Source organism: Vibrio sp. Y20_XG_PY13 (genome assembly GCF_024181925.1).
Classification (GTDB): domain Bacteria; phylum Pseudomonadota; class Gammaproteobacteria; order Enterobacterales; family Vibrionaceae; genus Vibrio; species Vibrio parahaemolyticus.
Map to the genome: position 1 here is coordinate 143359 of NZ_JAMZAL010000004.1, position 232 is coordinate 143590.

The 232-nt window shown below is 50.0% G+C and carries 1 pseudogene; it reads right to left on the minus strand.

Features of this window, described 5'->3' with window-relative positions:
* Nucleotides 1-232, minus strand: a pseudogene (locus tag NL646_RS11990) (electron transporter RnfC); the annotation flags it as partial.

Consider the following 232-nt stretch of genomic DNA (forward strand, 5'->3'; position numbering starts at 1 on the left):
GCAATAGCAGCAGCGACTGCGGCTTTCTTCGGATCTTCGGTTGGCTCTTGAGAAGCAGTTTCTTCAACAGGTTGAGATTCAGTCTCTTGTTGCGCTTTACGCGCTTTTGCACGAGCAATAGCAGCAGCGACTGCGGCTTTCTTCGGATCTTCGGTTGGCTCTTGAGAAGCAGTTTCTTCAACAGGTTGAGATTCAGTCTCTTGTTGCGCTTTACGCGCTTTTGCACGAGCAA